This window comes from Actinomycetes bacterium, from assembly GCA_036000965.1.
Classification (GTDB): domain Bacteria; phylum Actinomycetota; class CALGFH01; order CALGFH01; family CALGFH01; genus DASYUT01.
The window spans coordinates 62021-68939 of sequence record DASYUT010000140.1 but is presented as its reverse complement, the minus strand read 5'-3'; the positions used below and the strand labels follow the sequence as shown (position 1 = coordinate 68939).

Here is a 6919-nt window from a genome sequence, read left to right as displayed (position 1 = left end):
TCTGGCTCATCGTTCACACCGTCCTGGCGCTAGAGGGCCTGGTCCGGGCCGGGGCGCCGGCCCGGCCGATGGAGGCAGACCGCGCCAGCCTCCCACATGCGGCACCGCCCTGCACCGGATGCGCCCATCCATGCGAACCCGACCCGGCTGGCCGCCGGCTCAGGTCCGGGCGGCTCGGCGCCTCTACAATGGCGCGCGCCCACGACCGGAGCGCGCCGCGGCCTCCCGGCCACGCCGGCGGCGCGGCCCGGCCGCGTCTCGCCCGAAGGAGTACAGCCCGTGCTGGATGACGCCGTCGTCCGTCAGGTCCTGGCCGCCGCGCTCGCGACGGGCGGCGAGTGGGCCGAGGTCTACGTCGAGGACCGCCTCTCCCACTCGATCCGGCTCGACGACCGCAAGGTCGAGGAGCTGGTCACCGGCCGCGACCGGGGCGCCGGGGTGCGGGTGGTGCGCGGCACCTCGTCCGCCTACGCCTACACCAACCGCCTCGACCTCGACGCGCTGGCCGAGGCGGCCCGGATCGCCTCGGCCGCGCTGCGCGAGGACCGCCGGGTCGAGGTCCGCGACCTGCGCCGGCGCATCCCCGGGGTGACCCACCCGGTCAAGACCGACCCGTCAGCGGTCGAGCGGACCACCCTGGCCGAGCTGGTCCGCCGGGCCGACGACGAGGCCCGCGGCTACGACCCGGCCGTCACCCAGGTCACCGCCGGCTACGGCGACGTGCGCCAGCGGGTGTCCATCGCCAACTCCGAGGGGTTCACCACCGACGAGGAGCGGGTCCGGACCCGCTTCACCGTCCAGGTCGTCGCCGTCCGGGACGGCGTCGTCCAGACCGGGTTCGACGGCCCGGGCCGCTCCATGGGGTTCGAGCTGCTCGAGGAGTTCCCGCCCGAGCTGGTCGCCCGCCGGGCGGCCGAGCGGGCGGTCGCCATGCTGGCCAGCCAGCCGGCCCCGGCCGGGCAGATGCCGGTGGTGATCGCCGCGGGCAACGGCGGGGTGCTGTTCCACGAGTCGAGCGGCCACGGCATGGAGGCCGACCTGGTCGCCAAGGAAGCGTCGGTCTACACCGGCAAGCAGGGCAAGAAGATCGGGGTCTCGGCCTTCAACGGCGTCGACGACGCCACCGTGGAGGGCGGCTACGGCTCCTTCGCGTTCGACGACGAGGGCACCCCGGCCCAGCGCACCGTGATGTTCGAGGCCGGCGTCTGCACCAGCTACCTGACCGACCTGATCCGGGCCAGGCAGCTCGGCCAGCCGGCGTCGGGCAACGGCCGCCGGCAGTCCTACACCGACGTGCCGATCCCTCGGATGACCAACACCTACGTCCTGGCCGGCACCGACGACCCGGAGGAGATCATCAGGCAGACCAAGCGGGGGCTGTACGCCAAGTCGCTCGGCGGCGGTCAGGTCAACCCCGTCACTGGCGAGTTCGTGTTCGGGGTGGTCGAGGGCTACCTCATCGAGGACGGCCAGGTCGCCACCCCGGTGCGGGGCGCCAACCTGGTCGGTGACGGCCCCAGCGTGATCGCGGCGATCGACGCGCTCGGCGACGACTTCTCGGTCAAGGAGGGCGTGTGCGGCAAGGAGGGGCAGGGCGTGCCGGTCGGCAACGGCGCCCCGACCCTGCGCATCGCGCAGATGACGGTCGGCGGGACAGGAGGGTCGGCATGACGGTCGAGCTGGAGCGCGTCGTCGAGCGGTTGGCCGGGGAGGCCCAGGGCGACGAGGGCGTCGAGGCGTACGCCGAGCAGGTGACCGAGACGAGCGTGTCCGCCTACCAGGGCGAGGTCGAGCGGCTCACCTCGGCCTCGTCCAACGGCGTCGGGGTGCGGGTGGTGCGGGCGGGCCGGCTCGGCTACGCCTACACCGCCGACCTGTCGGACCGGGGCCTGCGCGAGTGCCTGGACGACGCGCGGGCCAACCTCGAGGTGTCCGGCGAGGACCCGGGCAACGTGCTGCCCGGGGCCGATACCTACGAGCGCCTCGACGGCATCTTCGACGTGAGGCATGCCGAGACGACCCCCGAGCGCAAGGTCGCCCTCGCCCTCGACCTGGAGGCGCGCACCCGGGCCGCGGACCCGCGGGTCTCGCAGGTCGAGTCGGCCGGGTACGGCGACGCGGTCGGCCAGGTGGCCATCGCCTCCTCGACCGGGGTGCTCGGCTCTTACGCAGTCACCCACGCCTACTGCTACTCGGTCGCCCTGGCCACCGAGGGCGGCCAGAGCCAGGTCGGCTACGGCGTCGACGCCAGGCGCGCCCTCGACGACCTCGACCCTGGCCCGGTGGCCGAGGAGGCGGCCAGGCGGGCGGTGCGCATGCTCGGCGCGGTCAAGCCGCCGACCCGGACCGTCCCGGTCGTGTTCGACCGCCAGGTCGCCCCCAGCCTGCTCGGCGTGCTGCTGTCCGGCCTGTCCGCCGAGGCGGTGCAGAAGCAACGCAGCCTGTTCGCTGACAAGCTGGGCGAGCGGGTCGGTGCGACCGGCCTCCAGCTCGTCGACGACGGCCGCCTGGTGGACGGCCCCGGCGCCGCCCCGTTCGACGGCGAGGGGGTCCCGACCCGCCGTACCGTGCTGATCGACGGCGGCGTGCTCCGCTGCTTCCTGCACAACACGGCCACCGCCGCCCGCGGCAAGACCACGTCCACCGGCAACGCCAGCCGGGGCTCGTTCAAGAGCACGCCGGGCGTCGCGCCCCACAACGTCTACCTCGCCCCGGGCGACGCCGACCAGGCCGGCCTGCTCGCGCGGGCCGGGGAGGGGCTGCTCGTCCAGGACGTCTCCGGCGTCCACTCCGGCGCCAACCCGGTCACCGGCGACTTCTCGGTCGGGGTGAGCGGGCTCTTGTTCCGCGACGGCGAGCTGGCCGAGCCCGTGCGCGAGGCCACGGTCGCCGCCCACCTGCTCGACATCCTCAAGGGGATCGTTGCGGTCGGCTCTGACCTCCGCTTCACGACCGGCTCGATCGGCGGCGCCAGCCTGCTCGTGGGGCAGATGACGGTAGCAGGCGCCTGACGTGGTGAGGCTCGCGACCCGTTCCTGGGGCAACGGCGACCCCGGGCGGCCGCTGGCCCTGCTCGTCCACGGGGTCACCTCGTCGTCGCGCACCTGGTGGCGGGTGGGGCCGGCGCTCGCCGAGCGGGGCTTCCGGGTGCTCGCGGTCGACCTGCGCGGCCACGGCGAGAGTCCCCGGGGGGCCATCGGCCTCGGCCCGGCCGACCTGGCCGCCGACGTGGCCGAGACGGCCGCCGCCGGGGCGGACGGATCGGTGGACAGCCGGGCAGCGGTCGACCTGCTGGTCGGGCATTCGCTTGGCGCCCTCGTCGCGCTCGCGCTGCTCGGAGGGCGGCCCGGCTTCGCCAGCCGGGTCGTGCTCGAGGACCCACCCGGCCCGAACGGCATCGACTGGGCCGGTCTGGCGGACGGGATCGAGCAAGACGTCGGCCGTGCCCTGCGCGAGCCCGAGGTGCTCCGGGGCGAGCTGGAGGCGGCCAACCCGGCCTGGGCGCCCGGAGAGGCCGGCCGCCGCGTGGCCGACCTGGCCGCCTGCGACGCGGCCACGGTCGCAGCCACCCTCCGCGCCCGGATGCCGTTCGACCTGGCCGGCATGGCCGCCCTCGTGGACGTCCCGGTTCTGCTGGTGCTGGCCGAGGAGGCGCTCGGGTCCAACCTGGTCGGTACCGACCGCAAGGCGCTGGTGCGCGCGCTGCGCCAGGGCACGACCCGTGAGCTGCCCGCCGGCCACAGCGTCCACCGAGAGGCCCTGTCCGGCTGGCTACGGAGCCTCGACGACTGGCTCGCCGTCCCCGCCGCGTCCTGAGCTGTCCAGTTCGCGGGCGGACGGCCGGGCGGTGGGCGGACGGCCGGCCGAGTGAGTGGCCGGCCGGTCGAGTGAGTGGCCGGCCGGGCGGTGGGCGGCCGGCCGGATAGGCGGGCGGCTGGTCGGGTGGGTATGCGGGCGGCCGGGGCGGTCGGTCGGGTGGAAGGGTTGGGTATCCGGGTGGTGGGCGGCTCTGGGTGGGTACGCGGGGCGGCCCTGGGTGGGTGCATGGCTCGGCTGCCCGCTCAGCCGCACCCCGAGGCACCGCCCGGGCCGGCTTGGCGGCCAGGGCCCGGTCACTGGTCACTCGACGGTGCCCGCCTCGCGCAGGCCGGCCAGCTCGCCGGCGGTGAAGCCCCAGTCGGCGAGCGCCTCGCCGGTGTGCTGGCCGGGCACGGGCGTCCGGCCGGGCGGCGCGCACGGCGTGCGGCTGAAGCGGGGCGCCGGCGCGGGCCGCGGCCCCTCCGGGGTGTCGACGAAGGTCCCCCGGTACCGGTTGTGCGGGTGCTCCGGGGCCTCGGCGGGGGAGAGGACCGGGGTCAGGCAGGCGTCGCCATCCCCGGCGAGCCGGCACCACTCGTCGCGCGTCCGGGTCCGGATCACGGCCGCGAAGCGCTCCCGCAGCTCCGGCCACCGGTCCCGGTCCGCCTGGACAGGCAGGTCACGAGCTTCGCCCAGCCCGAGCCGCTCGAGCAGCTCCCGGTAGAACCCGGGCTCCAGCGCGCCCACCGACACGTACCCGCCGTCGCTGGTCTCGTAGACGCCGTAGAAGGGGGCGCCGCCGTCGAGCAGGTTCACGCCGCGCTCCCAGCGCCAGAGCCCAACCGCCGCGAGCTCGTGGAACAGCGTCGTGAGCAGCGCCGCGCCGTCGACCACGGCCGCGTCGACCACCTGGCCCCGGCCCGACCGTCCCGCCTCGAGCAGGGCGCAGACGACCCCGAAGGCGAGCAGCATGCCACCGCCGCCGAAGTCCCCGACCAGGTTCAGGGGCGGCACGGGAGCCTCGCCGGCACGGCCGATGGGGTGGAGCGCCCCGGCCAGGGCCAGGTAGTTGATGTCGTGCCCGGCCGTGCGGGCGAGCGGGCCGTCCTGGCCCCAGCCGGTCATCCGCCCGTACACGAGCCGGGGGTTGCGGGCCAGGCAGGCGTCGGGCCCGATGCCGAGGCGCTCGGCCACCCCGGGCCGGAACCCCTCGAGCAGCACGTCGGCCGAGGCGGCGAGCCGCAGCACCACCTCGGCCCCGCCCGGTCGCTTCAAGTCGACCGCCACCGACCGCCGTCCCCTGGCCAGCACGTACGGGTGGGCGGCGGGGGACGAGGCGGGCCGGTCGACCCGGAGCACCTCAGCTCCCATGTCGGCCAGCAGCATGGCGCAGAACGGACCCGGTCCGATCCCGGCCACCTCCACGACCCGGACTCCCTCGAGTGGCCCCATGCGCATCCTCGCTCCCGTCGACGGCGCCGCTGTGCCGGCGTCCCGCTGGACGTCGAGTGTGCCGAGCCTCCGCGCCGGCCGCATCCCCGGTCCCGGGCAGGCTGTGAGGGCGCGGTGACACCGGCGCCGCCGCCGGGCGGCCGGGACAGCCGGGGTCGCCGGGATGGTGCAGGTGTGGCCGGGGTGGTCGCGGGTGCCGCCGCGGCGGGCGGCTACATCTCGTCCGAGGGCTGTGCATCTCGTCCGAGGGCTGCCGGGCGTTGCCCGGCGGCGCCCTGGTCGCCGACACTGGCGGCAGGGCGGGGCGGCCCGGCCCCAGATCCGCGACGAGACCGGCTATCGCGTGCTCGGCAGCGCCGGCGAGGAGATCGCCGACCTCGCCAAGCATCTCGCGTAGCGGGGCAGCACGAGCAGGTGGCGCTCGCCTAGCTGCGCACGGTCGTGAGCAGCAGCACGAAGATGCTCCCGGCGATGAGGCGGTACCAGATGAACGGCCACAGGGTGCGAGTGCGGAGCAGCCGCAGGAGGCCGGACACAGCCACGAAGCCCGCGATCGCGGCGGCCAGGAACCCGGCCACGAGCTGCCCGGTCGGCTCCGACGCAGTGGCCAGGTCAGGGACCTTGAGGATGCCGGCGCCGAGGATGGCCGGGATCGACAGCAGGAACGAGAAGCGGGCGGCCGCCTCCCTGGACACCCCTTGGAACAGGCCCGCCGAGATGGTGATGCCGGAGCGACTGGTGCCCGGGATCAGCGCGAGGGCCTGGGCCAGCCCGATGCCGAGCGCCTTGACGGTGGGCAGGCGCTCGACCTCCTCCTCGGCGCTCTCGGTCCTGGCCCGCGTGGAGATCGCGCCTCGGCGATGGTGGATCTCGGCGCGGGTGGACGGCGCCCGCCTGACCCCGTTCTCCGGGTAGGCGACGGGCACGGCAAGGGCGGTGCTGCGCTTGGCGTACAGCTCGGCCGCGACGAGCACGACAGTGGTCAGCATGAGCCAGATCGAGGCCCGCAGCGGCTTGCTCGTCTGCCCGTCGGCCCAGTCCGACAGCACGTAGCCGAGTGCAGCGGCCGGGACCGAGGCGGTCGCCAGCAGCACGAGCAGCCGGCGCTTGACGGCGGCCACCCCTGGGCCGAGCCGGCCCGGGGCGACCAGGCTCAGTACGAAGCTCCACAGGTCGCGGGCGAAGTAGGCGACCACGGCGGCGAGCGTCCCGAAGTGCAGGAGGATCTCGAACGACAACGCCGGCGGGGGATAGCCGAGCAGCCGCGGGACGATCGCGAGATGGGCGGACGACGAGATGGGCAGGAACTCGGTGAGTCCCTGGACGATGCCGAGGACGATCGCGCGGAGCACGGAGGTGGGTCGCCTTTCAATTTCGACGGATGACCGGGGAAGTATCGCACCGTGAGCGGTACGACCGGGGCTGGAAGTAGGCCGATGTTCCCCGAGCGGGCGGCGGCCGAGGGTCGTGGTCGACAGGCCCGGGAGGTGGTGGAGCCGCAGGCACGCGCGGCTGGCTCGGCCCGACTCGGGCGGCCGGTCAGTAGGGCGAGGTCGTCAGGGCGAGGTCGTCGGCCGGCAGCTCGAGCAGGTGGAGCTGGTCGACGACCGCGTCCGGGTCGCCGTCCCAGTCCATCCTCAGGAGCTGGCCGCCGCCCGCGCCGGCCGAC

Annotated in this window: 6 protein-coding genes; 4 read left to right on the top strand and 2 right to left on the bottom strand. The window is 75.2% G+C overall.

The features are described from left to right. Positions 1–279: 279 nt before the first annotated feature. Genes VG276_12285 through VG276_12275 form a run of 3 tightly spaced genes read left to right on the top strand, consistent with a single transcriptional unit; the run spans position 280 to position 3816 of the window. Entirely contained in the window at positions 280–1671 is a 1392-nt protein-coding gene (locus tag VG276_12285; GenBank protein ID HEV8650156.1) for a TldD/PmbA family protein, read from the top strand. After that, complete coding sequence (locus VG276_12280) at positions 1668–3011, top strand: TldD/PmbA family protein (GenBank protein HEV8650155.1); 1344 nt, start codon at positions 1668–1670, stop codon at positions 3009–3011. The genes VG276_12285 and VG276_12280 overlap by 4 nt, the downstream gene beginning before the upstream one ends. A gap of 4 nt (positions 3012–3015) precedes the next feature. Continuing rightward, a complete protein-coding gene (locus tag VG276_12275) occupies positions 3016–3816 on the top strand; it encodes an alpha/beta hydrolase (protein ID HEV8650154.1) in 801 nt (266 codons plus the stop codon). Positions 3817–4119: 303 nt separating this feature from the next. On the opposite strand, the gene VG276_12270 is transcribed toward VG276_12275, so the two are convergent. Continuing rightward, on the bottom strand, positions 4120–5250 hold the full coding sequence (locus VG276_12270) for a CaiB/BaiF CoA-transferase family protein (protein HEV8650153.1): 1131 nt from the start codon (positions 5248–5250) through the stop codon (positions 4120–4122). Between the two features lie 232 nt (positions 5251–5482). Here VG276_12270 and VG276_12265 point away from each other — a divergent pair, with 232 nt between their 5' ends. Beyond that, positions 5483–5647, top strand: a complete 165-nt coding sequence (locus tag VG276_12265) for a hypothetical protein (protein HEV8650152.1) — start codon at positions 5483–5485, stop codon at positions 5645–5647. Positions 5648–5675: 28 nt separating this feature from the next. Here the strand turns inward: VG276_12265 and VG276_12260 are convergent, their stop codons facing one another. Further along, positions 5676–6602, bottom strand: coding sequence for an undecaprenyl-diphosphate phosphatase (locus VG276_12260; protein ID HEV8650151.1), 927 nt, complete (start codon positions 6600–6602; stop codon positions 5676–5678). Between the last annotated feature and the right edge of the window lie 317 nt (positions 6603–6919).

Excerpts from the sequence above, each read along its gene's own strand:
- VG276_12270 (HEV8650153.1), bottom strand. The coding sequence starts at position 5,250 with ATGGGGCCACTCGAGGGAGTCCGGGTCGTGGAGGTGGCCGGGATCGGA.
- VG276_12280 (HEV8650155.1), top strand. The coding sequence starts at position 1,668 with ATGACGGTCGAGCTGGAGCGCGTCGTCGAGCGGTTGGCCGGGGAGGCC.